Origin of the sequence: Geobacter grbiciae, assembly GCF_018531165.1 — a bacterium.
GTDB classification, from domain to species: Bacteria; Desulfobacterota; Desulfuromonadia; order Geobacterales; family Geobacteraceae; genus Geobacter; species Geobacter metallireducens.
The window spans coordinates 522,008-546,707 of sequence record NZ_JAHDIW010000001.1; the positions used below are offsets into that span (position 1 = coordinate 522,008).

The window sequence follows — 24,700 nt, forward strand, 5'->3', positions numbered from 1 at the left end:
TTCTTGACCTGGCTTCCCCGTCTGTGCTATTAAAGCGCCTCGCCCAGAAGGAGGTGCCTATTGGTATCTGTTTACCGGAAGGGGCGTCTGGCCACCCTGATTATTCTTTGCCAGGCGTTCTTCCAGATCCAGACACTGTCCTTGCAAGCAGATGAAATTGCAGCAAAGGCAACAACGGAGGGGGTCGCATCAGCGACCACGAAAGCGGATGAGGGGGTCATAGGGACCGCCTCATACTATGCAAAGCGGTATAACGGAAGAAGAATGACATCGGGGAAGCGGTACAATCCGCAGGAGCTGACCGCCGCACACCCCACCCTCCCTCTCGGAACCAAGGTCAAGGTAGTTAACGTGGCCAACAACCGGGAGGTGACGGTCACCATAACCGATCGCTGCCGGAAGAAAGTGTCGCATTTCATCGACCTTTCCCGGGCCGCGGCCAGGAAACTCGGCTTCCTCGGCAGGGGAACAACGGTAGTACGGATTATCACCCTCGACGAAGCAGTATCCTGAAAAACAACATTTGGGCGAACAGTAGAAAAGGGTCGGCACCATGCCGACCCTTTTCTCGTTTTAAATCTCCCTCACCCGGTTACCGGGAGCTATACGCCTCTGCCAGGCGTGCCAGCGGCAGAATGGTCACACCCTCCAGCTTCGGGGTGAGCGCTCCGTCGTCCACCGGAGCGTTTACCTCCGGTTCATCGAAGGATATTTTCACCTGAACCCCCTGGTGATCAGTGAGCTCAATGGTCGCGGGGAACGGGACCCCTCCCACTGACTGGTAGTCGCGGTAGACCGCCTCACTCCCTACCGATGTCTTGCCTTGCAGGAGTCCTTCTCCATCGTAGCGGGCAACGGTCGTGCGCCCCTCCGCATCGGTTCGTTCGACGGTTCCCGTGGTGCCGGGGGCGAAGAGAGGATCCCCTTCCACCACCCACCGCATCATCCGCCATCCCTGAAGCCCTCCCTTTGCCGGAAGGTCCCCGAAGGAGCCTACGTAGGCTATCCCCTTGGAAGGGACAAGGACCGTTACCCGGTCGTCCTTGGCAAAGAACTCCAGGGCCGTGGTGCCGAAGGGGGTGAGCATGACCACGTGGAAGCTGTCGGGACGTCGGTAGAGGAGGTAGCCGGTGCCGCCGGTGCTCCCCTCGGGGCTTGTGACCGAAAGGGAGATTCCCGACGCCAGGGTCTCAACCGTGGCGCCGGGGATGAAGGGTTCCCGGGGCTTCGGTGCCGTGGCACATCCGACGGTGGTGAGGATCAGGAAGGCCAGGAGGAATAAGAATCCGTATGTTGCGGGGAGTCGCCGGTGCGGCGTCCAATCGGTAACGGGCATTATCGTGCTTTCGAAGTATAAGATGGTTTCAGCTTACCTGACTGAAATTACAGTTGTAAACTGATTTCTCGACGCAATAATTCCGGTATGTCATGGCGTGCGCCGGCGGCGTCGCGGATCGCCCTGTCATTGGGCCTTTTGCACGAGTTCTTCGAGGTGCCTCTCAATTTCATAACGGGCGGCAAGGCGGTGGCGCCACCCCGCCGTTATCCCTGCAATGCCGTGGAACGCCCCGAGCCATGACCCGATCAACGCTGCCCGTCCCGCGCTGTCACCTCCGGCATTGGCCGTATCGAGAACAGCGGCGGCGAAATCGACCGAATGCCGCAACGCACAGTGCACCGCTGCCGGGAAACTGGAAGAGAGGGGACATGACTGGCCAAAGGCGAGGGTTGCGTCCCGTACGCTCAGGGTGAGTGATGCACAGGCTTTCCGGATGCCGTTAGCCACCTCCGTGCCGAAGCCGGATCCACGCTCCATTTCCGTCGCGGCCCGGTGAAAAGCCTCGTGCAGGTCGGTTCCGTTGAAAAGCTCCCGCAGGATCAGAGCGTGGCACTTCATGTAGTCCACTGCCCGGTCGTTATTCTGGCAGACGCGCGTAGCGGTTTCCACCACCCGGAGGAGTGATGCGTCACGCCAATGGGCGATCACCACCGGGACTAGCCGTGTGGCGGTGGCCGGCTGGTCGTCATCGGCCCCGTCCTGGAAATTATAGGGGTCGCCGGGGTGCGTTTCGGTGAATGCCCGCCAGTGGGTAAGGGTATCCCTGGTGGCGTGGTCGAGGTACCCCCGGTACGAATCGGAACCAAACAGTTCCACGAAGCGGCGGCCGAAATCCTGGGGATCGAAATGGCCCCTTTCAGCCACAGACCGCAGCATTACCAGGGCTCCGTCACCGTAGTGGGTAAGTTCGCCGGAGTGTTTGCCCGTGTGGTAATGGCCGTCTGCCGGCGTCTCGAACCCGACTACTCCCCCCTGAAACCGTCGTTCCAATTCCGCCAGCTCGTAGATCCAGTGGCTTCCGAGGCAGGCCGCGTCCCCCACGAACTGTCCCCAGACCGCCCCCCGAAACCGGTCGGCGACAGTCGGTACGCCTTTGGTCTCCCGGTGTTTTGCCGCCTCCTCTCTGTCTCGTTGTTCCATTGTCGTACCTCCCCCATTGTTTGGCACGCACCGTTCGATCTCCGGCGAATAGCCTCTTCGGTATCTGTTATCAGCTCCATGACGGTTGTCAAGGTATCCCTTGGACTAATCGGTGTGGGGGATGATGGTAAGTTGGGGAGGGAGAAGGTGTAGATATATTCAGTATTTTGCATGTTCCGATTTCAGAAGAAAGAGTATAATGATGTCAAAGGTAGGTAGGGCACAAAGGAGGTAGTAAGCCATGAAAAAGATACTATTGATTCTGCTGGCCATGGCTGTGACAGCCTTGGCTCCGATGGGAACAACGGCGTATGCTGCCGAGCATTCCCATGCCGGTGCGGATAAGGGAGCAACAACGGTGACGGCGCGGGCTGATTTGCAGGCGGGGTTGCGAGATCTGTGGATCGGCCATGTGTTCTGGGTGAGGAACGTCGCATTGACGACAAAATATGGGGACAGTACGGCTGCGGCAATAGCCGAAGGAAAGGTCGTTGAAAATGCGAAGGCCATTGCAGCCTCCATCGAGCCGTTTTACGGCAAGCCGGCGTCCGACAAGCTGTTCGGCCTGCTGGCGGGGCACTACGGCGCGGTAAAAGCGTATATGACAGCGTCCTATGCGGGCGACAAGGCGGGCAAGGAGGCGGCAAAGGACAAGCTGGTCAAGAATGCCGATGAAATCGCGGCCTTCCTGAGCGGAGCAAACCCGTATCTTCCTAGGGAGACGCTCAAGACGCTCCTGTACGCCCACGGCGGCCACCACATGGCGCAGCTTGACGCTCTGGCCGGGAAGGACTTCGCACAAGAAGCCAAGGTCTGGGATGACATGAAAGACCACATGTACGTCATTGCCGATGCCTTGGCCGGCGGACTCGCGAAGCAGTTCCCGAACATGATCCGATAACGGGGAGATGGCCGGGTTAAAAGAAGAGAGGGGATGGCTGCTTGTCCCTGAAGCAGTCATTCCCTCTCGGTGCGACCTGATGAGGCAATGATATCCATGGAAAAGATGCCAGAAACCAGCCGTGCCTGTGAAGGCTCGCCGTCGGGACAATTGCTGCTGGGCATCCGCCAGTTCAACAGGGAGGAGTGGTTTGAGTGCCATGAGACTCTAGAAGCCCTCTGGCTCAAGGAAAGGGGAGACGTGCGGAATTTTTACCAGGGGATCATCCAGATTGCCATCGCGCTTCATCACTGGCGAAACGGCAACCTTGGCGGGTCACTGAGCCTCTTGGCCGGCGGCAGAGGCTATTTGCTCCGTGTGCCGGAGGTCTGCCTGTGGGTTGATGTGGCAGGGCTCATCGCCCAAGCTGACCGAGTGATCTCTGCACTGGAACGGCTCGGCAAGGAGAAAATGGGGGAACTGGACCCGGTGCTCATCCCGCGACTGAAGACGGTGGAGGTAACAGAGTAACCCCCGTCTCTCTGTCTTATCGGGTGGCTACAGGAGGAGTGGTTTCGCCAGTGTCCCCCGCACCGGCAGCTGGTAGTGGCCGGGGGTTACAAGGTACTTGGAGAGGAGAACGAAGACCAGCTTCTGGCGGTCGAGAAAGGCCGGCTGAGGCATCAACTCTAGGGTCAGGTTAAGGGGAGATGCGCCGAGAGGGGTGGCGAGGGGACTATCTCCCTTGAGGCGGATATAGAGGTCCGCCCCCTGGAGGGTGAAGCTGTCGAGGGTGGCCCGACCCGAAGCCACTCGGACCATTCCCCGGACCGTGTCGTAGGCGGCATCGGGAAGAGGGGTGCCGCCGATGGCCACCCCGCGGATATCGGCCCCCTTGACCTCCAGGCGGAGTTGCCCGGCGATCCGGTGCCCCGCCCCCGTGAAGGATGCAGCCACAGTCAGGAGCCCCTTTATCTCGGCGCCGGCAACAGTCTTGAAGAAGGGGATATCCTCCAGCCGGACATCCCGCGCTTCCAGGGTTCCCTTTCCGCCATTGGAGGGACGGTAGGAACCGCTCACACGGCCTGGCCCCACGGTGGCGTCCATGGTGACGACCGCTTTTCCGGTCAGGAGGGGGAGGAGGGCGAGCCGCGCCGCGACCCGATCGAAGCGCAAGACCGGCCCCTCATCGGTGGCAATGGTGACACCTTTGGCCGAGATCCCCAGGGGGAAGGCCTTGCCGAAGCGGCCGGCGTGGAAGGTGTACCCCTCCCGCGCCAGAAGCCGAGACACGATCCCTTCCAGCTCCCGGGAGGGGATGAGGATCACCGTGAAGGCGACGGTCATGAGGATGCCTGCCACGATGGCGGCACCCCAGCGGAGGGGACGGCTGAGGGTCATCGGGCCCCCGGGGCCTGCCGCAGGAGCGCCACGGTGAGGGTCAGGTCGAGGCGGGAGGGGTCGTCGAAGCGGGTCCGGAGGAGGGCCTTTTTCACGATGACCGGCCTAGTGCCCTTTTCGAGCCGGTGGAGGAGGTTCACTGCCTCGTTGGCGGTGAGCCCTTCGATCTTCACCTCGGCGGCGTCTTCCAGGAAGCCTCCCCGCTCCTCCCCCTTCATGGGAGTGACTCGGGTCGATTTTCCCTTGATACCGGTCTCCTCCACGATCTTCGCCGGGGTCTCGTCGCCGCGGGTGGCCGCAAGGCGGTTGGTGAACCGCTGGGAGACCGCCCTTACGTCGTGAATGTTATTCTTGAGCCCCATCATCTCCACCAGGTCGGCCTCGCGACGGATCCGTTTCTTCTCCAAAAGTGCGATCCGGTCGTAGATGGCTGAAAAAGCCACGGCCAGGGCCAGCAGCGCAATGAGGGCGTACCCGCAGCGGAGGCGGGTCTGGCTGTCCATGGCCCCATAGGCGTCGCGGATGCGGTTTAATGCGGTCATTGGCCTCCCTCCTTCATGGTGCCCCGGAGGGTGAACGTGACGGTGCCGTCCGGCTTCGAGGTTATCTGGCCCACATCAGCGGGAGAGAGCATGGCGGCCAGGCGGTTCTTGAAGTCGTTGACCGCCTGGGTCGAGCGGGCGTCACCCTTGAGTCGCACCTGGCCTCCGTCGATCTCCACCTCGTAGAGGCCGAGGATGTCATCGCCCTTGGCCGTAGCGAGGCGGTTCAGGGTTTCCAGCACCTGGCTTTTCCCGCCGGATGCGCCCAGCTTGCGGATTTCGGTCCGCATCTCCGCCGCCTCGTCCACCCCCTTTTTCCGCCCGGGGAAGACCTCGCGATAGATGGCGCCGATGGAGGCGTCAAGGGATGCCAGGTCGCGCTTCACGAGGAGATAGCGGATGCCGGCGTCGGCCCCCAGGAGGAGAAGGAGGAGTGCCGCCAGGGCGAGGGGGAGGCGGAGGCGGCGCAGCGCTTTTTCTTTCCCCTTTGTCCAGGCCAGATCCCCGGCGCGGAAATCGACCGCATCCCCCCGGGCCATGGCCGTGGCCAGAGCCCAGGCGGAACCATGGCGGCGAGCCGCCCCTTCATCGCAGCCAAAGGCTGCGGCAAGGCTCCCCTCAACCGGAAGGGGGGTGCCCTCCGCCGTGGCTGATGCGCCAAGGCGACAGGTCCGGTCCACGGTGATCCCCTTGCTTATTTCCAGGAGCGCCAGGGTGCGGGCGCAATCCTCCCCTTCGGTCAAGGCCCGGAAAAAGAGGGGTTCCCTGTCCCGGAAGAGGGCCAGGGCCGACCCGTCGGTGAGGGCCACGGTCCCATGGTCTCCCGATGGGAGGAGTTCTCCCCAGTGGAGGGGGGCCGCGGAGAGAACCTCCGGTTCGACACCGGCCGCTGCCGTGGCCGAGATGCAGGCGGCAAGCTCCTGTTTCCTCCCCCAGAGGGCGAGGACCGCTCCCCCGGCAAGGGGGAGTCCGGCAAAGGCCAACTCGTCGGTCTCCAGGGCCGTTTCTCCCCTGAGTTCCAAGGGGAGCACCTCCCGCAGTTTCTTCCGGTCCCGGATGGGGAGACCCATCTCCCGCATGAAGAGGCGGGCCAGGGGGAGGGAAAGGGCGATCCGGGAGTCGTTGCCGGCAGGGGGCAGCTCCCGCAGGGCATCGGTCAGCTCGGTTTCGGTTGCCGCGGAACGGCTGTCGGCCCCCTGGAAGAGGATTTCGCCGCGGCGCTGCAGGAACCGGCTTGCCACCAGCTCGGCGCCGGTCCATTCGAGAATCAGGTAGGTCATCAATACTCTCTCCAGTAGAGATACTGCGGCTGCATTCCTTCGAGGCCCACCACCGCCTCGACGATCCGGACCGCCTCGCCCACCGTGGCCCGCGAGACGAGCCGGAAGGTGGAACCCCTCACACCCAGCTGCATGCCGGGTGAGTTGGCGATCCGGTCCATCCCCGGCACCGCGGTGAGTTCTCCGGTGCTGGCAAAGGGGGTCTGGCGGCGCCGCTCGATGATGGCCCGGGCAAGCTCTTTGGTCATGTCGTCGTGGAGCGCCATGAGGACCAGGAGCGGGGCGGTGTTGATGTCGATGGCCCAGTCGGCGCCGTAGACGGTGGCATAGGGGCTCAATTTCTGAACGATGGCCGGCGTGAAGCCCCGGACGAGCCCCAGTTCCCCGAAGGTTTGCATGGGACCGTTGCGGGGAAGATACGGAGCGGACAGCGCCTGGTAGTAGGGAGTCTCGGCCCCGTCGGGGCGCGGGTCCTGATCCGCATCCACCCAGTCCGCCACGGCGTCGCTGATACCTTCAGGAAGCCCCTGGAGCCGCAGCAGACGCCGCCTGGCTTGGTCGTGGAATTCGGAGACGGCGTTCAGGTTGAGCTTGCCGTTCTCCTCCTCGATGGTAACGGAGACCTTCCCCTTTTCGTCTTCCAGTTCCTGTGGTATTTCCAGGACCTGGAGCAGGGCCGTGTTGTCCCCACTCTGCCGCAGGCTTCGAATGAGGGCGATTCCTCCCTTTACTCCACTATCGGCCATGAGGCTTGCCTGCTGGAGGTTCACGAAGTTGCGCTGCAGGGACGTATCCACGTAGACCCCGTGGATGAATTCGACGGCCACCGCCACCAGCAGGGCGGTCACCACCAAGGTCAGGACGAGGGCGAATCCCTGTTCTTGGCGAAGTGCTCTCATCGCAGCCTCGGCTTGGCCGTGACGGAGTAGTCGGCGGTCTTCTCCCCGTCCCTGACGGTGAGGGTGATCCGCACCTGCTCCGGGAGCTTGGGGGAAAGCTCCGTGTTCCAGGTCCGCACCCACTTGCCGCTGTCGTAGCACTCCACGAGGAACCCCTCGATCTCGTCCATCTGGGGATAGGGGATCGGCTTCATGCTCCCGAAGAGGTCAGTGGCCTCCCGGTTGAGGCTGAGCCGCTTCTCCTTCTCCTTTACCTCGTATTTCACCAGAACGAGGTCCGAGGCGGGGCGCTCCTCCGCCGATGGCGGAGCCACAGTCACCAGCTCCAGGGTGGAGGCAGGCTTGCCGAAGATGTCCCGGTCGTTTACCACGAAGCGGAGGCGTTTATCGCTGGTCCGGTAGAAGGCCCCATCGATCTCCCGCCGGAGGAGGTCGAGGGTTCCCCGCAGTTCCCGGCGCTGCTCCCCCCCTTCCTCCGCCCGCTCCCTGGCCCGCAGCACGGTGAAGTAGCTGGAGTAGAGGGCGCCGGCTATGATGACGAGGAGGAGCATCGCCACCAGCACTTCCAGGAGGGTGAAACCGCCGTTTCCGCGTTCGGTTCGAGTCATTCTAGGGGGCCAGGTACCGGACAAGGGCAACGCTCCGCTTCTTGTTGTCCCACGACACGACAAGGGTCATCCGGCGCAGGCTTTCCACCTCCGTGGGTGTCGCAGTCATCTCCCAGCTGTATTCCGGGCGCGTGGGGGCGAAAGTCCCTTCCTTTTTTTCCGGGATATCCTTTTCCTCTTCCAGATCGGACAGCTTTTGCCGCGCCAGGAGGACGGCCACGGTTTCCCGGCGGTCCCGCTCCACGATGGAGAGGTGGTAGTTCACCGCACCGATGACGGTGAAGACGACGCCGGCCATGATGGCAAGGGCGACCATGACCTCCAGGAGGGTGAATCCCCCCGCATCGCCGCACAACAGGGTGGGTCGCCGCATTACTGGGGTTCCTCCACGTATCCCTCGGAAACCGTCACCTTCCCGGAGGGGTAGGCCATGACCGTCATGGCGGCATCGTCCTCTCCCCTCAGGTGGATTGCTGTGAAGTCGCCGAGACCGGCCATGTCGAACCGGAGCACTACCTCGCCGGTCGTCACCTTCCCCCCACGGGGAGTCGTCACGTCGGCCACGGTGACCCCTTCGGCCGGAAACGGCCGATCGAGGAAGCTTTCCCCCGTCGAACCTTCCGTGCCATCGGAGAGGAGGCGGGTGACCCGGACCGTGCCGGTGCCGGGCTCAAGGCGGATCCGGTGGGGGGTCTTCCCCGTAATGGCCCGGTCCTGCACATAGCGGATCGTGGCCGCCAACTGCCGGGCCGAGCGGTTAAGCTCCAGGGCATGGCTGACGGTGAGCCGGGGGAGGGCGATCGCCGCCACCAGTCCGAGGAGGGCGATCACCACCAGGAGTTCCATGAGGGTGAAGCCCCGGCATGAGGGTCGCCGGTTACTGGAGGTTCCAGCTCTCGATGTCGGCATTCTTTCCTTCGCCCCCCTTCACGCCGTCGGCGCCGAGGGAGTAGAGGTCGTAGTCGCCGTGCTCCCCCGGGGAGAGATAGGCGAAATCGTTCCCCCAGGGATCCTTGGGAACCTTCTTGCTTTCCAGATACCCTTCGGCCTTGTAGTTCTTGGGGATTTGCCCCACCGCGGGCTTCGCCACCAGGGCCGCCAGTCCCTGCTCCGTGGAGGGGAAGACGCCGTTGTCCAGCTTGTAGAGCTTGAGGGCCGTTTCCATGTTTTTGATCTGCACCTTGGCGTCGGCAATCTTGGCGTCGTCGGAGCGGCCGATGATCTTCGGCGCCACGAGGGCCGCCAGGAGCGCCAGGATGGCGATGACCACCATGATTTCGATGAGGGTGAAGCCGCGGTTGTTCATGGGTTTCCGGTTCATTGGGGAAGACCTCCTGTCAGGATTATCGGACCAGTTGGTTCAATTCGAATATGGGGAGGAGCACTGCCAGGACCACGAGCCCCACGGCAAGCCCCATGGCGAGGACCAGGAGCGGCTCCAGCAGCGCCATGAGCCCCGAAACGGCGGTGTCGAACTCCCGCTCGAAGGCATTCCCCGCCTTGGCCAGCATCTCTTCCAGCTCTCCCCCCTTTTCTCCCACCGCCACCATGTGGATCAGGAGTGGCGGAAAGAGCGTTCCTTTGCGTAGCGCCCCCGAGAGGTTCCCCCCCTCGGCCAGTTCCGCCGCGATAGTGTGGAGAGATCCACGGTAGACCCGGTTCACCAGGACCTGGGCGGTGATCTCCAGGGCCTTGATGACCGGCACGCCGCTGGCCAGCAGAAGCCCCAGGACCTTGGCGAAGCGGGAGAGGATCAGGTGCCGGATGAGCCCCCCCACCACGGGGAGCCGCAGGAGCCACCGGTCCCGCCGGAGCCTGAACCCTTCCTGGGCCGCGAGGCGGCGGTAGAGGAATACCCCGCCGGCGGCGAGCCCCAGAAGTGCCCACCAGAAGTGGCGCAGGAAGGCACTCGTTTTGATGAGCGCAATGGTGATAAGGGGGAGTGCAGCCTTGTTGTCCTCGAAGATGGTGACGATCTTGGGGATGACGAAGGTCAGGAGGAAAAGCATCACCCCCCCACCCACGACGATCATGAGGAGCGGGTAGGCCAGGGAGGCCGTCACCTTGCTCCGGATGGCCCGCTGCTCCTCCAGAAAGAGGGCGAGTTTTTCCAGCACCGTTTCGAGGGAGCCGCTTGCCTCGCCCGCCGCCACCATGGCCACGTAGCTCTCGCTGAAGAGCCCCGGCTCCAGGGAGAGAGCCTTGGCCAAGCTCGCACCCTCGGCCAGCCGCTCCCGGATGCGCCCCAGGGCCTTTTTCAGCTCTCCCGGCTCCTCCTGCTCACCGAGGGTGGTGACCGCCTCGAAGATCGGCACCTGGGAGCCCACGAGGGTTGCCAGCCGCCGTGTCATGAGGGCGATTTCCGCAAGGCCGGTGCGCCCCCCGAAGAGGCGGCGTCCCGGTGCCGCTCCCTCATCTTCGGCTGGTGAGAGCTCTCGGGGGAAGAGGCCGTCCCGCTTGAGCCGCTGGCGGGCCTCCTTGAGGTTTTCCGCCTCCAGGGTGCCGGCGGTGTCGCGGCCTTCGGCCGTATAGGCGCTATACCGGAAGGTCGGCATACTCCTCCTGGGTCACCCGCAGGACCTCCTCGATGGTGGTGATGCCGGCCGCCGCCTTGGCGAGGCCATCATCCCGCAGGGTCCGCATGCCGCGGGAGACGGCGTACTCCTTGATGGTTCCCGCCGGTTCCCGCCGGATGATCATGGAACAGATCTCCCCGTCCACGGGGAGGAGTTCATAAATGCCGACCCGTCCCCAGGTGCCGAGTCCGTAGCACTTCTCGCATCCCCGTCCCCGGTAGAGGGTGGCGGGGAGGGTGATGCCGGCGTACTGGCGCTCGGGCGTATAGGGCTCCCGGCAGTGGGGGCAGATGCGGCGCACGAGGCGCTGGGCAAGGACCGCTGAAAGGGACGACGCCACCATGAACGGCTCGATCCCCATGTCCACGAGCCGGGCAATGGCCGTGGCCGAATCGTTGGTGTGGAGGGTGGAGAGGACCAGGTGCCCCGTGAGGGAGGCCTGCATGGCGATCTCCGCCGTCTCCGCGTCCCGGATCTCCCCCACCATGACGATGTCCGGGTCCTGGCGGAGGATGGCCCGAAGTCCCTGGGCAAAGGTGAGATCGATCTTGGGGTTCACCTGGATCTGGCCGATCCCCTTGATCTGGTACTCGATGGGATCCTCAATGGTGATAATGTTCTTCTCGGGGGAGTTGAGGCGGTTGAGGGCCGCGTAGAGGGTGGTGGACTTACCGCTCCCCGTGGGGCCGGTGACGAGGATAATGCCGCTGGTGCGCCCAAGGAGCCGCTCCATGGCTGCGACCCCCCGCTCTTCCATGCCGATGTCGGCCAGGGAGATGATCCCCTTCTGCTTGTCCAGGAGCCGGAGCACGGTCCGCTCGCCGAAAAAGGTGGGGATGATGGAGACCCGGATGTCCACGTCGCGCCCTGCCACGATGACCCGGATGCGGCCGTCCTGGGGGAGGCGTTTCTCGGCGATGTTGAGGCCGGCCATGATCTTCACCCGGGAGGCAAGGGCCTCCTGTACCACCTTGGGGGGGGCGAGCTTTTTGTAGAGGATGCCGTCGATGCGGAACCGGACCTCCAACTCCCGCTCGTAGGGCTCGATGTGGATGTCGCTGGCCCGCTCCTTCACCGCCTCGGAGAGGATTGAGTTGAGAAGCCGGATGACCGGGGCCTCGTCGGTCAGGTCCAGGAGATCCTTGGGTTCCGAGAGTTCGGTGGCGATGACCGAAAGGTCTTCCCCCACCAGTTCCTCCACCACCTCCTGGGCCGTGCTCCCGAGGCGGCCATAGAGGCGGTTCACCGCGTCGAGGACCGTCTTTTGCGGCGCCGCCGCCAGCTCCACCGGCAGGCCGTAGACCCCGCGCACCTCGTCAACGGCGGCCAGGTCGGCCGGGTTCCCGGCCACCACCATCAGTCTCCCGTCTCGCTCCCGCAAGGGCAGGACGAGCCGCCCCCGGGCGAAAGCGAGGGGAAGCCGGGCCAGGAGCGTCAGGTCGGCTTCCCCTTCCTCGATTTCGGCCGTGAAAGGAATCCCGAGCCTTTCGGCTATGCGTTCCACGTCGTGGGTATCGGTCATTGCTTCGTCTTCAGTTCTTCCCGGTCGAGGGTGAAGGGAATATCCATCCTTACCGCGTTGTCGAACGTTCCCTTCTGAAGGTTCGACACCTCAGCCATTTCCTGGGCACCGCGGATAATCCGCGGGGTGAGGACGATCATCAGATTGGTCTTTTCCCGCCGGGCCGATTTGGTCTTGAAAAACCACCCCAGGAGCGGGATGTCGCCGAGAATCGGGATCTTGTTGATTGTTTCGGTGTCGCGATCCTGGATGAGCCCGCCGATGACCACGGTGTCCTTGTCCTTCACCACCACGGCGGTCTTGGCCGAACGCTTGGTGGTGACCAGGTCCTTGGCCTGGCCGACGCTATCCTTGACGGCCGAGATCTCCTGGTAGATGTCGAGCTTCACGAATTCCCCCTCGCTGATCTGGGGGGTGATCCGGAGCGTGATGCCGGTGTCCTTCCGCTCGATGGACTGCTGGGAAAGGCCCGTGGATGTGAGGTTTGTCTGGGTGAGAAACGGCACGTTCTCGCCCACGAAGATCTCGGCTTCCTTGTTGTCGGAGGTCAGAATGTTGGGTGTGGAGAGGACGTTCACGGCGCCGTTGGAGATGAGAGCCTTGAGGACCCCTCCCAGTTGCAGGTTGCTTGAGCCGGCAAATCCGGTGAGTACGTTGAGGATTGCTGCCTGTTGCGGAGAAGCACCCCCCACGAAGTTGAAGGGATCGAAGACCCCGGCTCCGGCCGTGTTGCCGGCTGCCCCGCCGCCGCTCACGGCCAACTGGAGGCCCAGTTCCTTCGCCTTGTCGAGGGAGACTTCGGCAATGACCGCCTGTACGAATACCTGACGGCGTCGCTTGTCCAGTTTCTGGATCACCTGGAGGAGGTTCTGGTAGTCGACCGGCGAGGCCATGATCACCAGGGAGTTGGTGGCCTTGTCGGGGGTGACGGAAATCTTGCCCCCCTCGAAGGGGGACTGGGCAGGGGCCGTTGCGGGCGCTCCCCCCTGCTGGCCCGGGAGAGGGACACCTTTGATGATGCCGTCGAGGACCTTGCCCACCTCGGTGGCATCGGCGTTCTCCAGGTAGTAGACGTTGATCTTGCTGCTCGAAGTGGGGGGAACGACGTCTATCAGGGCGACCAGCTTCTTGATGTCTTCCTTGTCGCGGTCGTTGCCGGAGATGACGAGGGCGTTGAGCCGGTTGTCGGGAATGACGAGCACGCCGGCGGCGGAGGTGGTCTGTTGCCCGCCCTGACCAGCGGCGGCCGGCCGGCTCCCCTTGCCGCCGAGCCATTCGCGGATTACCGTTGCCACGCTTTCCGCCGAGGCGTTCTTGAGGAAGACGGTTTCGGTTCCCTCGCGCTTCTGGAGCGAATCAACCTGGGCGAGGATGCCGGTCAGCTTCTGGATGTTCAGGGCCGAATCCACCACCATGAGCATGTTGTTGGCGCCGAAGGCGGCGATGTAGCCATCCTTGGAAACGATGGGCTGGAGAAAGGTCACCGCCTCCTGGGCCGAGATTCTTTCGAGGGGAATAATTCTGGCCACGTAGGCGTCGCTGACCGGTCCCCGGTCCTTCTCCGTGAGGAGCTTCATCCCCGACTGCTTCGCCTGGGACGTCGGGATGATCTTGTAAACCCTTCCTGCCGGGACGATGGTGAATCCCTTCAGTTCCAGCACTGATGTGAAGACGTTGAATGCTTCGTCGGACGAGAGCTTCGAAGGGGAATAGACCGAGATCTTCCCCTTTACCCGCTCGTCCATGACGAAGTTCTTACCGGTGAGGTCGCTGATGAACTTCACCATGGTGGCGATATCCACATCGCTGAAGTTGAGAATCACCCCCTTGGCCATGGCCGGCACGGGGGCCAGGAGAGAGAGGAGAAGTGCCGCCGAGGCGAGCCCTGCTGAGAAGCGTATGATCACGAATGCCTCCGGGTGAAGCGTCTGCTGGTTCGGGATGGCCCGGACCTGGATTAGCGTATGTCGTAACTGAACGTTGACGGTTGCCCGTCCCGTACCAGATCGAGCTTGATCCGGTTCTGCCCCTTGAGGGAGGCGAGGGACTGGATAGCCCGTTCAGGGGAGTCAACGGGGAGATCGTTTATTTTGTGCAGCACATCGCCGTTTTTGATGCCTACCATGGCAAAGACCCCTGACGGTTTCACCTCCGAAACGCGGAACCCCTCCACTTTGCCGTCCTTGACGCTGGGGAGGAGCCGGGCGTCGGTCATGGCCTGGCCGATGTTGTCGAGGGCCGCATTCAGGAGCCGTTGGTCGACGATGAAGGTCCCCGATCCGGTTTGGGTTGCCCCGCCTGTCACGGCAGGTCCCTGGGGGGAAGGAGATGCCGGTGATTCAGACGGTGTTGCCTGAGGCGTCAGCAATTTGACCCGCTTTCCGCCGGACAGAATCTCGACACTCTCCTTTTGGACGCTCACGAGGGGGCCCCGGTCGAAAACCTGCTCGCCGAGCCTGAAAACCCGCTCCTCGGGCGGCGTGGTACGCCTGATCAGGGCAAAGGTCTCCCGGAATGAGCCCCGTACTGTGCCGACGAGGACAAGGTTCCCCTGGGCGGATGGCGGGCTGCTTCCCTTGGCAACTGGTGCTGTCGCTGTGAGGAGTGTCAATTTCCCCTGTGCAGCACGCCCGAAGAGCCCCTTTTCGACAATGGGCGCATACGCTGACAGCGCCTCTGATTGGGCCGGTTTCATGGTGTTGTGGGTACGATTGACGGTGCTCGGAAGGGTATGGGACAGGCGATAGCCCACCAGGGCCGCCGCAATCCGAGCGAGTGCCAGTGAGTTCAGAATGAGGAGAAGAGCGGTTATGAAATAAATCTTTTTCATAATGCCTACTTAGCGCTGCTGAAAGTGAGGTTCATACTAATCAAGATGTTCAGGGCTGGCAAGAGAAAACACCACCAGAGCGCCATCAACGGGAGGCCCCCATGTTGACAAACCGCTACCCCCTTATTACAGTTGTCAGGTTAAATCCATTGTCGGAGGTAGCCATGAAACTGTTTTCACTGCGGTTTTTTAAAGAGATTGTCCTCGCTGCCTGTCTCGCAGTGCTTGCGGTGGGAGAATCCCCTGCAAAGGTATTGACGCCCGATTTCGTCGATCTCGCCGAGAAGCTCAAGCCTACGGTCGTCAACATCAGTACCACGAAGACGTTAACGCCCCAGTTCCGAATGCGGCGCCAGCCATCTCCATTCCCCGACCCGTTTCAGGACTTTTTCGAGCATTTTTTCGAGGAAATGCCCCGCCGCCCCCAGCGTGAGCGGAGTCTCGGATCGGGCTTCATCATCAGCAAGCAGGGGTTCATCATTACCAATAATCACGTCATTGCCGGGGCTGACGAGATCAAGGTCCGCCTCTCCGACGGCCGGGAATTCAAGGCGGAGGTCAAAGGCTCCGATGAGAAGCTCGATTTGGCTCTTATCAAGATCGATGCCAAAGAGAATCTCCCCGTTGCCGAGCTGGGGGACAGTGCCCAGATTAGGGTGGGGGAATGGGTCATGGCCATCGGCAACCCCTTCGGCCTGGCTCAGACTGTTACCGCAGGGATTGTCAGCGCGACGGGGCGCGTCATCGGCAGCGGCCCCTATGACGACTTCATCCAGACTGATGCCTCCATCAATCCGGGAAATTCCGGTGGGCCACTCTTCAACGCCGAAGGGAAGGTCATAGGGATCAACACCGCCATTGTGGCTGGCGGGCAGGGGATCGGTTTTGCCATTCCGGTCAATATGGCCAAAGATGTCCTTCCCCAGCTCGAAGAGAAAGGGAAGGTGACGAGGGGATGGCTTGGCGTTACCATGCAGCCAATGTCACCGGAGTTGGCCAAGTCGTTCGGCCTCGAAGGTGAAAAAGGAGCCCTCGTCACGGATGTTGTCAAAGACGGGCCGGCGGCCAACGCGGGGCTCAGGAGCGGCGACATAATTCTGGAGTTCGATGGGAAAAAGATCAATGAGATGAGCGAGCTGCCGCGGCTGGTGGCTGCCGAGCCCATTGGCAAGGCTGTCAAAATCAAGGTTCTCCGGGAGAGGAAACCCCGGGAATTCACCGTTTCTGTCGGCCGGCTTGCCGAGTCGGGCGACGAGAACAACCAGAAGACCGCCGGTGATGCGTTCGGCCTCTCTGTCCGGGAACTGACCAAGGATCTCGCTGCACGGTTGGGGCTGAAGGAGTCCCGGGGAGTGGTCGTTACCGGTGTGAAGCAGGGGAGCATTGCCGAGCTCGGAGGCTTCCAGTCAGGGGACATAATACTCGAGATTGGCGGCAAGGCGGTTGCGACTGTTCTGGATTACGAGAAGTTGATCAAGGAATACGGAAAGGGTGATGTTGTCCGCTTCCTGTTGCGTCGTGGAGACTCCAACTACTATCTGGCTTTGCGAATAGAATAGATTTTCACGGGGTGCAGGCTGAACTGAACGCACCCCGTTTTTATTCAGGAGGAACTGTTATGAATGCTCGGGTTGTTTTGCATGATGCCCTGCTCTACCCCTGTCCGCTGCTTGTTCTGGGCTGCTACGAAGACCGATTCAGTGAGAACACTCTTCTGGGTTCCGTTGACGATGCATTGGGGCGAGGTCTGTCTGCCATCCGTGAGGCTGGAGAATTTACCGGTAAACTCAACAAGACCAAGCTCATACACACCCTTGGCCGTCTCCCTGCGGAACGGCTTCTCCTTGTCGGGCTGGGCCAGCGGGATGCTGTCACTCCCGAGCGGGTTCGCCAGGCGGCGGGGAGTGCGGTGAAGGCAGTCCGTGCCACCGGTGTGGTGCGCTTCGCTACCATCTTGCACCGTTCGGCTGATTCCGTGCCTGGATCACTGGAAGCCTCACTGGAAGGTTATCTTCTTGGCGGTTACGGTTTCGATATCTACAAGACTACAAAAAATGACCAAGGCGCCGTTGAGGAGATGGCCGTCCTTGTGGACGAGGAAGGCGAACTAGCATCGACCGAGCGTGCGGTGAGCGAGCGCACGACGGTCTGTGATGCGGTAAGCTTTGTCCGCGATCTGGTTTCCTATCCCTGCAACGTGGCGACCCCCGCATATCTCGCCGACCGAGCCATCGAAATGGCAGGGCGACTCGGCGTCGCCTGTCGCGTGCTCGAGCGCGAGGATATGGAGCGGCTTTCCATGGAGGGAATCCTGTCCGTGGCCAAGGGATCCCACCACTCACCCCGGTTCATCATTCTCGAATATCTGGCGGGAGACCCCAAGAAACGTCCCGTTGTTCTCGTCGGGAAAGGAGTGACGTTCGACTCGGGGGGGATATCCCTCAAGCCGCGGGAGGGGATGGAGAGGATGAAGGACGACATGGCGGGAGCCGCGGCGGTAATGGGTACCATCAGTGCTGTGTCCGGGCTCCGGATGCCGGTCAACGTTGTCGGCCTCATCCCTGTAGCGGAAAATATGCCCGGCGGTGGCGCCTATAGGCCTGGCGATGTGGTGCGTACGATGTCAGGTCAAACGGTGGAGATTGTCAACACAGATGCGGAGGGTAGGATGCTCCTCTGTGACGCCCTTTATTACGCGCAACGCTATCGTCCCGCCGCTCTCATCGACCTGGCTACCCTCACGGGGGCCTGTCTCGTGGCCCTTGGCACTGTCGCAACAGCGGTCATGGGAAACGATTTGACGCTCATCCGCGCGCTTACGGCTTCAGGCGAAGCCACGGGGGAGCGGCTCTGGGAGCTTCCCCTCTGGGACGAGTACGGAGAACTCATGAAAAGCGACATCGCCGACATGAAAAATGCCGGGGGACCCCATGCCGGCACCATCTCCGCGGCATGGTTTCTCCAACGCTATGTGGGGAAGGCGAAATGGGCCCACCTCGACATCGCGGGCACCGCGTGGGAGGAGAAGGGGAAGCCTTATCTCCCCAAGGGGGCGACCGGTGTCGGCGTGAGGCTCCTGGTGGAATATCTGCAGAGAACCTTTGGCTGAAATTCGGATTGACGGTTGGATAGAGACAAAAAGGGGTGTGCCCACTGGGACACACCCCTTTTTGCTCTTTAAGAGATTTGAAACCGATTACTTCGCGACGGTCTCGGCAAGCTTAATCGCAACGTCCTTGTAGGGGTTGGCGAACAGGATGATGAGGCACACGACGAGAACGTAGATAGCCAGAGACTCGATCATGGCCAGACCGATCATCATGGTGGTCAGGATCTTGCCGGAAGCACCCGGATTGCGGGAAACGCCTTCAACGGCGCTCTTTACCGCGAGACCTTGGCCGATACCGGTACCGAACGCACCGATAGCCATACCGAAACCAGCTGCGAGCATGCACATCGTAAGAAAATCCATCTTTTACTACCTCCCTTTGGGTGTTGTCTCCTAAACAGTATAGGATTTGAGTATTTAGTGAGCCTCTTCGAGAGAGCCCTGAATATAAATCATGGCGAGAAGCATGAATACGAACGCCTGGATAAAGGATACGAGAACCCCCATCAGCATCATCGGCAGCGGCACGAGGAACGGCGCCAAGGCGAAGAAGATCATGAGAACGAGTTCGTGGCCGTTCATGTTGCCGAAAAGACGCAGTGAGAGAGAAAGGGGACGGCTCAGGTGGCCGATGATCTCGATGAAGAACATGAGCGGTGCCAGCCACCAGATGGGGCCCATGAAGTGCTGAAGGTAATGGAATCCGTGTTTCTTGATCCCGACCACGTGGGTCGAAAGGAACACGATAATTGCGCACGCCGCGGTCGTATTCAGGTTTGCAGTTGGTGGGAAGAACCCGGGAATGAGGCCAATGAGGTTCGATACGAGAACGAAGAGGGCAAGAGTGGCTATGAGCGGAAAGTAGGGCCGTCCCTTTTCTCCCATGGTTTCTTCCACCATATTCTCGATGCCGCCGACCACCACTTCCATGAAGTTTTGCATTCCTGTGGGAACGGCTTTGAGCGCTTTGGTGGCAATAAGCGAAACGATTAGCAAAAATACGATAATGAGCCATGTGTATGCAATGGCGTCAGCTCCCGCTTCCGAAATGTGGAGCGGTTCGAGGAGCTTTCTGAAGAACTGCAGGAACAGCAGCGGATGAACCATGAGTTACTCTCCTTTATCAAGCAACATATAAATCGAAAGTCCTATGATTACGACCACGAATATCGACAAGCCGAGGATAAGGCCTATGACGTCGATTCCAGCGTGGACAATGAGCACATAAAGTATAAGGGCAACAAAGGCAAGCCGGAGCAAATAGCGGAACTGGGCGAAACTGCCAGCCTGCCGAGGATGAAGATTCAGGACACGTTTCAGGGTGTTTCGCATCCAGTAAAAATTGAAGAGGGCAAGAATTCCGCCAGCAAGGATACTAACAGCAAATCTGCCAGACCAGAACACATAGCCGGTCAGGCAGAGAACAGCAAGAAGAACTAGGCCACCAATTGTGACGACGGCAAAGAGCCTATCCTCGCTTATTGTCCTCCCCATCTTTTCGTATTTCCCTGCCGGCAATTATATATATATTCCTGAAGCCGGCCGCGATGCCAAAAAACAGAAATATGAAGAAGAACCAAGGGTGCGTGCCGAACCACTTGTCGAGTTGTCTTCCGATGACAACGCCAATTATGATAGCCAGCGCCATCGAAATGCCCATGCTCGAAACGAGACCGACGGTCTTTATGAGGTTTCGTTTTTCTTCGTCCATGGGGCAACGTATAGTGGAATGTGGCACGGAAACCTCAGCTACTTACCACAGCATCCATAACGGTGTCAATGACAATTAACGGCTAGAGTTTTTTGAAACATGAGAATGCCGCTGCAATGGTCTTTTCGATGTCTTCACTGGAGTGGGCAATGGAGACAAAAGCGGTTTCAAACTGCGATGGTGCCAGGTAGATACCTTCTTCGAGCATCGATCGGAAGAAGGTGGCGAAAGACTTGGTGTCGCACATGGCCGCCGACGTCCAGTCGTGCACTTCGCCGTTTGTGAAGAAAGCGCAAAACATGCTGCCGACCCGTGTCGAGTAGATTGGATAGCCTGCACGACGAGCTGCGTCTGCAATCCCTTCGGCCAGCGCACGACTCTTTTCCTCAAGGCGACCGTAGAAGCCGTCTTCCTGGAGTAGCTTGAGTGTTTCTATGCCCGCGGTCATGGCAAGTGGATTGCCAGAAAGAGTTCCTGCCTGATAAACCCCGCCCGAGGGCGAAAGTTGTTGCATGATCTCTCTTTTGCCACCAAATGCTCCGACAGGAAGGCCCCCGCCGATAATTTTCCCCAAGGTGGTCATGTCGGGTGTTATGCCATAGCGTTCCTGGGCGCCGCCGTATGCAACGCGGAAACCCGTCATGACTTCGTCGAAGATGAGGATAATTCCCTCGTTGGTGCAGATCTCTCGGAGCCCTTCAAGAAATCCCGCGCGGGGAGGGACGGTACCCATATTGCCGGCAATTGGCTCGACAATAATGCACGCGACATCTCTGGAATGGGCGCAAATGAGTTCTTTGACCGATTCAAGGTCATTGAAGGTTGCAGTGAGGGTATGTTGAGCAAAGTCCTTTGGAACGCCAGGTGAGTCGGGAACGCCAAAAGTCGCCGCGCCGGAACCTGCCTTGACGAGGAGGGAGTCGGCGTGGCCATGGTAACATCCTGAAAATTTGATGATCTTGTCGCGTCCTGTATAGCCGCGTGCCAGACGGATGGCGCTCATGGTTGCTTCTGTGCCGGAGCTTACCATGCGGACCATTTCGATAGACGGGACTGCTGCAACCACCATCTCCGCCAAAGTGATTTCGAGTTCGGTCGGCGCGCCAAAGCTGCTGCCGTTCTCCGTGGCGCGCTGAACGGCAGCAACGATCCGGGGGTGACAATGACCGAGAATCATCGGCCCCCAGGAACCAACATAATCTATATAGGTATTATCATCTGCATCTATAATGGTAGAGCCTGATGCCTTTTTAATGAAAATCGGCTCTGCTCCTACTGATTTGAAGGCTCGTACTGGGCTGTTAACACCACCGGGGATAATTTCCTGTGCCTTGGCAAAAAGTTCTTTGGAATGGGATGTGTTCATTGTCGTGTGGCCCCTTATTATGTCTAATTTAGCTGGAAAATTAATATGTTATTAGCATGTGGCAAGTCAAGTGTCAAGGGGCAAAAGGTTGCGGCTAGGGGGTGCTGGAGAGGCTGAAATTTGGCAGGAATTCAGCAAATTAAGCGGGAAAGATTAGAGCTTTTTTTCCTTGACAAAGTTTTTCAAATGACATAAGTTTCCTCCAAATTGTATACAGTATACGCATGCAGCAAACGTAGTTTTAGGCGCAATCAGGGTCGCCGGATAAGTGTAAAAATAAAATTGAAGCAATAACTTTGGTTTGGAGGTAAGACATATGCTTGGCGCCTATCTTCCGATAATTTTCTTGGTGGCAATAGCTGCCGTATTTGGTCTCGGTGCTTTGTGTTTTTCGTCTCTGATTGGGCAGAAGAAGCCAAGCGCTGTTAAGAATGCCCCTTATGAGTGTGGCTGTGAACCAGTGGGGTCTGCTCGCGAGAGGTTTTCGGTAAAATTTTATATAATCGCCATGCTCTTTATCCTGTTCGATATTGAAGCGGTTTTTCTCTATCCGTGGTCGGTTCTCTTTAAGAGGTTGGGGATGTTCGGCGTGATGGAGATGGGCGTCTTTATCGTCATTCTCTTTGTTGGTTACATCTATGTATGGAAAAAAGGAGCCTTGGAATGGGAGTAGATCAGCCGTTGGGAGATAGCTTCATTACAGCGTCCTTGGACGGTCTCGTCAACTGGGCGAGGAAGTCCTCCATTTGGCCGATGACCTTCGGTCTTGCCTGCTGTGCCATCGAGATGATGGCAACGGGTGCGGCCCATAATGACCTTGACCGTTTTGGTATTATTTTCCGTGCTTCGCCAAGGCAGTCCGACTGCATCATTATTGCTGGAACGGTCACCAAAAAGATGCTGCCCATAATCCAGACCGTTTACGAGCAAATGCCTGAGCCGAAGTGGGTGGTCGCTATGGGGGCCTGTGCCTGTTCGGGTGGGGTTTTTGATACGTATAGTGTCGTGCAGGGGATTGATGAGGCGCTTCCGGTAGATGTGTATATCCCCGGTTGCCCTCCCCGGCCGGAGGCATTGCTTTATGGTCTTATCAAGCTTCAGGATAAAATCATGAAGGACAAGAACTCCTTTGGTTCTACTATCGGTCTTGGCCAGCGACTCGAGTCGGCGGCGTGACCATATCAACTAGGTAAGGGAGCCAACGGTTATGGCTGAAACTAATCGCGCAGTAATAAAGCTCAGGGAAAAATTTTCCGCTTCCGTGCTTGATGTGAAAGAGTTCCGCGGAGAGGTGACGGTTACGGTGAAGCGTGAGGACATTGTTGAAATTTGTAATTTCCTCAAGTCGTCGCTTGCCTATAATCTCTGTACAGACGTAACCGCGGTGGACTATTGGGGGAAGCAAGAGCCACGCTTTATGGTAGTTTACAACCTTTATTCGATTCCGAATAAAGACCGGCTCAGGGTTAAGGCGGGGGTTCCGGAGGCTGACTGCTCCATTGATACGGTTTCCTGCGTCTGGAGCGCGGCCAATTGGTTGGAGCGTGAAGTTTACGATTTGATGGGTGTGGTCTTCAATAACCACCCAGATCTTCGTCGGATACTGATGACTGATGACTGGGTTGGCCATCCGCTCCGTAAGGATTATCCGCTGCAGGGGCCTGGTCGTGAGCCTTACAAAGGGCGGTTGTCGTAGCGATACGGATTATTTATAGCGAAATTAACCTACTTTAGAGAGAAGAATACAGAGGCGCGCAATGGCTAGTACTGAGATTATGACAGTCAACATGGGGCCGCAGCATCCAAGTACCCACGGCGTTTTGCGGTTGGTCGTCGAACTGGACGGCGAAATCATCCAAAAGATTACGCCGCATATCGGGTATCTGCACCGTGGCGTTGAGAAGCTCTCGGAACACCGCACGTACCACCAGACGATCCCTCTGACCGACCGTCTTGATTACCTTGCACCGATGCACAATAACCTCGGCTATGTGTTGGCAGTTGAGAAGCTCTTGGGAATTGAGGTTCCTGAACGTGCTCAGACCATACGTGTGATCTTGGCTGAGTTGACCAGGCTCAAGTCTCACCTTGTCTGGATTGCGTGCCATGCCCTTGATATCGGTGCCATGACCGTGTTCATCTATGCTTTCCGCGAGCGTGAGATGGTGATGAGCCTTTATGAGAAGATTTCCGGTGCCCGGATGACAAGCAGTTATTTCCGGGTAGGAGGTCTCTCGTCGGACGTATATGACGCATTCGAAAAAGACGTGAGGGAAATTATTGACACGTTCCCCGGTCATTTTGATACGTATGAGGGGCTTCTCACCAAGAACACCATTTGGCTTAACCGCACGGTCGGCAATGGCGTGATATCTGCTGAAGATGCAATTGATTACGGCATTACCGGGCCTGCGCTGCGTGGCTCGGGTGTTGATTGGGATCTTCGCCGCGACAACCCCTACAGCGGGTACGAGAAGTACCAGTTCAAGGTTCCAGTGGGGGAGAAGTGTGACACCTTCGACCGTTATAAAGTCAGGCTCGTCGAAATGCGCGAAGCGGTCAATATCATCCGTCAGGCTCTCGACTCCCTTAAGCCTGGTCCCGTCTTAGCTGATGCGCCTCAAGCGACTTATCCGCCCAAGGAAAATGTTTACAATACGATTGAGGGACTTATCCATCATTTCAAGATAGCCAGCGAAGGATTCCCTGTTCCGGAAGGTGAAGTATACCAGGGAGTGGAGAACCCCAAGGGAGAGCTTGGCTACTACATCGTCAGCGACGGTGGCAACAAGCCGTACCGCATGCGCATACGCCCCCCCTCATTCGTCAACCTTGGGGCCATAGAGAAAATGGCAAAGGGTTCCATGATTGCTGACCTTGTTGCCGTTATCGGTACGTTGGATATCGTGCTTGGTGAAATCGACCGGTAATGCCACTGCGATAAAGGAGAGGGAGTAATGAGCAACGCTCCGGCCGAAGCGACAAATGTTGAGGAAACGCCAGTAGAGGAAATAGATCTCGGACCGGCGAACCATATCATTGACAAATACTTGACCCTTCCGGGCAATCTTATGCCGGTGCTACAGGGGATTCAGGATGAGTATGGCTATGTGCCAAAGCCGACCATCGATCTGGTGGCAGAGCGTCTCAATGTCTATCCCAGCCAGATATTCGGAGTGCTGACATTTTATGCCCAGTTCCATCTCAAACCTCGTGGACGCTACATTATCCGGGTCTGTGTGGGAACCGCGTGTCACGTTCAGGGGGCTCCCCGAATTGTTGAAACCTTTTTCGACAAGCTTGGGATTGGTCATGCCGAAACCTCACCCGACCTTCGGTACACCTTTGAGAAGGTTGCTTGCCTCGGTGCCTGCGGGATGGCTCCTTTGGCGATGGTCAACGACGACACCTTTGGGAAAATGACAGTGCAAAAGGTTGAAGAGATTATCGCTGAGTATAATCAGCGGCCGATGAAGTAGGATCGATCCAACCATTCA

Annotated in this window: 29 protein-coding genes; 10 read left to right on the plus strand and 19 right to left on the minus strand. The window is 59.3% G+C overall.

The genetic code is table 11. From position 1 onward, the window contains the following. Positions 1-60 precede the first annotated feature (60 nt). Entirely contained in the window at positions 61-513 is a 453-nt protein-coding gene (locus KJB29_RS02305; protein ID WP_004512605.1) for a septal ring lytic transglycosylase RlpA family protein, read from the plus strand. A gap of 79 nt (positions 514-592) precedes the next feature. Here KJB29_RS02305 and KJB29_RS02310 read toward each other — a convergent pair whose 3' ends face one another. Next, positions 593-1,336, minus strand: a complete 744-nt coding sequence (locus tag KJB29_RS02310) for an outer membrane lipoprotein LolB (protein ID WP_215733184.1) — start codon at positions 1,334-1,336, stop codon at positions 593-595. A 126-nt stretch (positions 1,337-1,462) separates the two neighbouring features. Next, a complete protein-coding gene (locus tag KJB29_RS02315; protein WP_215733185.1) occupies positions 1,463-2,479 on the minus strand; it encodes an ADP-ribosylglycohydrolase family protein in 1,017 nt (338 codons plus the stop codon). Positions 2,480-2,720: 241 nt separating this feature from the next. Here KJB29_RS02315 and KJB29_RS02320 point away from each other — a divergent pair, with 241 nt between their 5' ends. Further along, positions 2,721-3,380: a hypothetical protein gene (locus KJB29_RS02320; RefSeq protein ID WP_215733186.1), complete on the plus strand. Its 660-nt coding sequence runs from the start codon at positions 2,721-2,723 to the stop codon at positions 3,378-3,380. A gap of 96 nt (positions 3,381-3,476) precedes the next feature. Next, positions 3,477-3,890, plus strand: coding sequence for a DUF309 domain-containing protein (locus KJB29_RS02325; RefSeq protein ID WP_215733187.1), 414 nt, complete (start codon positions 3,477-3,479; stop codon positions 3,888-3,890). Between the two features lie 27 nt (positions 3,891-3,917). Here the strand turns inward: KJB29_RS02325 and gspN are convergent, their stop codons facing one another. The 12 genes from gspN to gspC are packed head-to-tail and all read right to left on the minus strand — an operon-like array spanning position 3,918 to position 15,017. Further along, positions 3,918-4,760 (minus strand): type II secretion system protein GspN, encoded by an 843-nt coding sequence (gspN, locus tag KJB29_RS02330; RefSeq protein WP_215733188.1) that lies wholly within the window; start codon positions 4,758-4,760, stop codon positions 3,918-3,920. Further along, complete coding sequence (locus KJB29_RS02335; RefSeq protein WP_215733189.1) at positions 4,757-5,302, minus strand: general secretion pathway protein GspM; 546 nt, start codon at positions 5,300-5,302, stop codon at positions 4,757-4,759. Before KJB29_RS02335 ends, gspN begins: the two co-directional genes overlap by 4 nt. Then, the gene (gspL, locus tag KJB29_RS02340) at positions 5,299-6,582 is read right to left on the minus strand and encodes a type II secretion system protein GspL (RefSeq protein ID WP_215733190.1); all 1,284 of its coding nucleotides are present in this window, start codon (positions 6,580-6,582) and stop codon (positions 5,299-5,301) included. The genes KJB29_RS02335 and gspL overlap by 4 nt, the downstream gene beginning before the upstream one ends. Beyond that, positions 6,582-7,481, minus strand: coding sequence for a type II secretion system minor pseudopilin GspK (gspK, locus tag KJB29_RS02345; protein ID WP_215733191.1), 900 nt, complete (start codon positions 7,479-7,481; stop codon positions 6,582-6,584). The genes gspL and gspK overlap by 1 nt, the downstream gene beginning before the upstream one ends. Continuing rightward, a complete protein-coding gene (locus tag KJB29_RS02350) occupies positions 7,478-8,089 on the minus strand; it encodes a GspJ family type II secretion system protein (protein ID WP_215733192.1) in 612 nt (203 codons plus the stop codon). Before KJB29_RS02350 ends, gspK begins: the two co-directional genes overlap by 4 nt. Position 8,090: 1 nt before the next feature. Further along, positions 8,091-8,462 (minus strand): type II secretion system minor pseudopilin GspI, encoded by a 372-nt coding sequence (gspI, locus tag KJB29_RS02355; RefSeq protein WP_004512595.1) that lies wholly within the window; start codon positions 8,460-8,462, stop codon positions 8,091-8,093. Then, a complete protein-coding gene (locus tag KJB29_RS02360) occupies positions 8,462-8,998 on the minus strand; it encodes a pilus assembly FimT family protein (protein ID WP_215733193.1) in 537 nt (178 codons plus the stop codon). Before KJB29_RS02360 ends, gspI begins: the two co-directional genes overlap by 1 nt. Beyond that, a complete protein-coding gene (gspG, locus tag KJB29_RS02365; RefSeq protein WP_004512593.1) occupies positions 8,967-9,410 on the minus strand; it encodes a type II secretion system major pseudopilin GspG in 444 nt (147 codons plus the stop codon). The genes KJB29_RS02360 and gspG overlap by 32 nt, the downstream gene beginning before the upstream one ends. A 22-nt stretch (positions 9,411-9,432) precedes the next feature. After that, positions 9,433-10,644: a type II secretion system inner membrane protein GspF gene (gspF, locus tag KJB29_RS02370; RefSeq protein ID WP_215733194.1), complete on the minus strand. Its 1,212-nt coding sequence runs from the start codon at positions 10,642-10,644 to the stop codon at positions 9,433-9,435. Continuing rightward, entirely contained in the window at positions 10,625-12,187 is a 1,563-nt protein-coding gene (gene gspE / locus KJB29_RS02375; protein ID WP_215733195.1) for a type II secretion system ATPase GspE, read from the minus strand. Before gspE ends, gspF begins: the two co-directional genes overlap by 20 nt. After that, positions 12,184-14,094 (minus strand): type II secretion system secretin GspD, encoded by a 1,911-nt coding sequence (gene gspD, locus KJB29_RS02380; RefSeq protein WP_215733196.1) that lies wholly within the window; start codon positions 14,092-14,094, stop codon positions 12,184-12,186. Before gspD ends, gspE begins: the two co-directional genes overlap by 4 nt. 50 nt (positions 14,095-14,144) lie before the next feature. After that, positions 14,145-15,017: a type II secretion system protein GspC gene (gene gspC, locus KJB29_RS02385; RefSeq protein WP_215733197.1), complete on the minus strand. Its 873-nt coding sequence runs from the start codon at positions 15,015-15,017 to the stop codon at positions 14,145-14,147. Between the two features lie 164 nt (positions 15,018-15,181). On the opposite strand from gspC, the gene KJB29_RS02390 reads away from it, so the two are divergent. Both KJB29_RS02390 and KJB29_RS02395 read left to right on the plus strand, forming a co-directional pair. Continuing rightward, positions 15,182-16,576 (plus strand): DegQ family serine endoprotease, encoded by a 1,395-nt coding sequence (locus tag KJB29_RS02390; RefSeq protein ID WP_215733198.1) that lies wholly within the window; start codon positions 15,182-15,184, stop codon positions 16,574-16,576. 59 nt (positions 16,577-16,635) lie between these two features. Further along, positions 16,636-18,126 carry a leucyl aminopeptidase gene (locus KJB29_RS02395; RefSeq protein WP_215733199.1) on the plus strand — a complete coding sequence of 497 codons (1,491 nt, stop codon included), beginning with the start codon at positions 16,636-16,638 and terminating at the stop codon, positions 18,124-18,126. 87 nt (positions 18,127-18,213) lie between these two features. Here KJB29_RS02395 and atpE read toward each other — a convergent pair whose 3' ends face one another. The 5 genes from atpE to hemL form a co-directional block, all read right to left on the minus strand. Beyond that, positions 18,214-18,489, minus strand: coding sequence for an ATP synthase F0 subunit C (atpE, locus tag KJB29_RS02400; protein WP_004512586.1), 276 nt, complete (start codon positions 18,487-18,489; stop codon positions 18,214-18,216). Between the two features lie 54 nt (positions 18,490-18,543). Next, on the minus strand, positions 18,544-19,233 hold the full coding sequence (locus tag KJB29_RS02405; protein ID WP_004512585.1) for a F0F1 ATP synthase subunit A: 690 nt from the start codon (positions 19,231-19,233) through the stop codon (positions 18,544-18,546). Positions 19,234-19,236: 3 nt separating this feature from the next. Continuing rightward, a complete protein-coding gene (locus KJB29_RS02410; protein ID WP_215733200.1) occupies positions 19,237-19,620 on the minus strand; it encodes an ATP synthase subunit I in 384 nt (127 codons plus the stop codon). Next, positions 19,595-19,837: an AtpZ/AtpI family protein gene (locus tag KJB29_RS02415; RefSeq protein WP_011366182.1), complete on the minus strand. Its 243-nt coding sequence runs from the start codon at positions 19,835-19,837 to the stop codon at positions 19,595-19,597. Before KJB29_RS02415 ends, KJB29_RS02410 begins: the two co-directional genes overlap by 26 nt. An 82-nt stretch (positions 19,838-19,919) precedes the next feature. Next, entirely contained in the window at positions 19,920-21,203 is a 1,284-nt protein-coding gene (hemL, locus tag KJB29_RS02420; protein WP_215733201.1) for a glutamate-1-semialdehyde 2,1-aminomutase, read from the minus strand. Between the two features lie 316 nt (positions 21,204-21,519). Here hemL and KJB29_RS02425 point away from each other — a divergent pair, with 316 nt between their 5' ends. The 5 genes from KJB29_RS02425 to KJB29_RS02445 all read left to right on the plus strand — a co-directional run bounded on the left by KJB29_RS02425 (position 21,520) and on the right by KJB29_RS02445 (position 24,682). Then, positions 21,520-21,876 carry an NADH-quinone oxidoreductase subunit A gene (locus KJB29_RS02425; RefSeq protein ID WP_215733202.1) on the plus strand — a complete coding sequence of 119 codons (357 nt, stop codon included), beginning with the start codon at positions 21,520-21,522 and terminating at the stop codon, positions 21,874-21,876. Next, positions 21,867-22,379 carry an NADH-quinone oxidoreductase subunit B gene (locus KJB29_RS02430; RefSeq protein WP_215733203.1) on the plus strand — a complete coding sequence of 171 codons (513 nt, stop codon included), beginning with the start codon at positions 21,867-21,869 and terminating at the stop codon, positions 22,377-22,379. The genes KJB29_RS02425 and KJB29_RS02430 overlap by 10 nt, the downstream gene beginning before the upstream one ends. A gap of 31 nt (positions 22,380-22,410) precedes the next feature. Next, positions 22,411-22,899: an NADH-quinone oxidoreductase subunit C gene (locus tag KJB29_RS02435; RefSeq protein ID WP_215733204.1), complete on the plus strand. Its 489-nt coding sequence runs from the start codon at positions 22,411-22,413 to the stop codon at positions 22,897-22,899. A 61-nt stretch (positions 22,900-22,960) separates the two neighbouring features. Then, positions 22,961-24,133 carry an NADH dehydrogenase (quinone) subunit D gene (gene nuoD, locus KJB29_RS02440; RefSeq protein ID WP_215733205.1) on the plus strand — a complete coding sequence of 391 codons (1,173 nt, stop codon included), beginning with the start codon at positions 22,961-22,963 and terminating at the stop codon, positions 24,131-24,133. Between the two features lie 27 nt (positions 24,134-24,160). Beyond that, the gene (locus KJB29_RS02445) at positions 24,161-24,682 is read left to right on the plus strand and encodes an NADH-quinone oxidoreductase subunit NuoE family protein (RefSeq protein ID WP_215733206.1); all 522 of its coding nucleotides are present in this window, start codon (positions 24,161-24,163) and stop codon (positions 24,680-24,682) included. The last annotated feature ends 18 nt before the right edge of the window (positions 24,683-24,700 follow it).